The following is a 1,868-nucleotide window of genomic DNA, read 5'->3' as shown; positions in this document are numbered from 1 at the left end:
TCTCCAATGCAGTCAGAATCTCATGTCCCGTTGGGTACGTCAAGTATAATATTGGGAATAAAATCCTAATCTCGACGAGACCCGAGGTAAAAAAATGCCTCTACGTGGAATCCCGTTTCAAAAATTTTCGAGTACGGAACGACCCCGGGGGGCAAAAACTTCGCAGGTTTTCAGTTGTGGACCGGCGGCCCCCCATCATGCGCACTGCGAGCAAAATTCTGAAGGGGAGTTTCGGCGGTGACCATGTTATCGGACGCCAGCCACGCAATCATTGAGGGCGGCGCCGGCGCTCCTCCGGAACCGACCTGGTCGAAAATCTTCAAAGTGGTCGCCGATCGCGAACTCGCCGGCGAGATCTGGCGCAGCGTGATCGGCGAAATGGCAAAGGCCGGTACGTTGGCGGTGGTCAACGGCCCGGCGATCAAGCGTTACGTTATGTTCTCGATCGAATTCGAGCGCCAGGCGCGCGCGATCGCGAAGAGTGGTGTGGTCCAGAAGGCACCGCGAACGAAAGTCCCCATGGTGCATCCCGGATGGACGATCATGAAGCAAGCGGCCGAGGCCGCGGCCGGGCTCGAGGCCGAACTCGGCATCAGCCCGCGGCGGCGTAACAGTGCGGGAAAAGTCGAAAGGAAGGCGCGGGCAGAGCGGCCCGCTAATCGTTTCCTCAAGCCAGTATCCTGATGACCCGATCACGGTTTACGCGCGGGATATGGTCGATGGCCGGGTCATCGCCGGCGAACTCGCGATCGCCGCCGGCGAGCGGCATCTGCGGGACATCCGTGATGGCGAGGCGCGAGGGATCTTCTGGCGACCGGAGGTAAAAGCTTTCCGTCTGCTCGAATTCCTACCGGCGGTTCTGACGGTCACGGCCGGCGCGAAGGCCGGGGAGCCCTTCCATCCGCTGCCATGGCATATGTTCTGCGCCGGGAGCCTCTTCGGTTGGCTCAATGCGACCGGCCGGTTGCGATTCCGCCGCGGCTGTCAATCGGCTCGCAAATTTGACCCCGTATCGGCGTTCAATTTTGACCCCTTCGCGCGGCGTGGTTTGAGGGTAGCGCTCGACTCGTCGGAGCTGGCCGGGATTGCGGAGACGAGACGAGCGCGGGTGGCGTGATCGTCGTCGCGGCTTTTGAAGCGCCAGCTGTCGTTACCGGTTTCGACGATGTCGCAGTGGTGGGTCAACCGGTCGAGCAGCGCGGTGGTCATCTTGGCGTCGCCGAACACGCTGGGCCATTCGCCGAAGGCGAGATTGGTGGTGACGATGACGGAAGCACGCTCGTAGAGCCGGCTGACGAGATGGAACAGCAACTGGCCGCCGGATTGGGCAAAGGGCAGATATCCGAGTTCGTCGAGCACGATGAAGTCCATCCGGGTCAGATGTTCGGCAAGCCGGCCCTGACGTCCGTTACGGGTCTCGATCTCGAGGCGATTGACGAGGTCGACCACGTTGTAGAAGCGACCGCGGGCGCCGGATCGGATGCAGCTTCTGGCGATTGCGATGGCCAGGTGGGTTTTGCCTGTGCCGGTGCCGCCGACGAGCACGACGTTGCGCTGCTGGGCGATGAAGCCGCCGCCGGCGAGATCATTGACGAGCGTCTGATTGATCGGCGTGCCTTCGAACTGGAAGTCATCGAGATCCTTGGCCAATGGCAGCTTGGCGATGGTGAGCTGGTACTTGATCGACCGCGCCTGCTTCTCGTTGATCTCGGCGCTGAGCAGGTCGCCGACGATGTGCTGAGGTTCGTGCTGGCGCTTGACGGCCGTCGCCATGATCTCGTCGAAGGCAGCCCTCATTCCGTAGAGTTTGAGCTCACACCATGAGGTCGAAGATTTGGGTTCGTTCCATCAGATGGTCCTCCGGAGGT

The 1,868-nt window shown here is 61.3% G+C and carries 1 protein-coding gene and 1 pseudogene; one reads left to right on the top strand and one right to left on the bottom strand.

Annotated features, from left to right (window positions below; genetic code table 11):
* The first annotated feature begins 243 nt into the window (after nt 1–243).
* Nucleotides 244–684 (top strand): P27 family phage terminase small subunit, encoded by a 441-nt coding sequence (locus NB311A_RS18370; RefSeq protein ID WP_040675987.1) that lies wholly within the window; start codon nt 244–246, stop codon nt 682–684.
* 300 nt (nt 685–984) lie between these two features.
* On the opposite strand, the pseudogene istB reads toward NB311A_RS18370, so the two are convergent.
* Nucleotides 985–1,849 (bottom strand): annotated as a pseudogene (gene istB, locus NB311A_RS18365) (IS21-like element helper ATPase IstB).
* Nucleotides 1,850–1,868 lie beyond the last annotated feature (19 nt).

This window comes from Nitrobacter sp. Nb-311A, from assembly GCF_000152905.1.
In the GTDB taxonomy this organism is placed as follows: Bacteria; Pseudomonadota; Alphaproteobacteria; order Rhizobiales; family Xanthobacteraceae; genus Nitrobacter.
The sequence above is the reverse complement of the archived record's forward strand: the minus strand, read 5'-3'. Positions and strand labels throughout refer to the sequence as shown.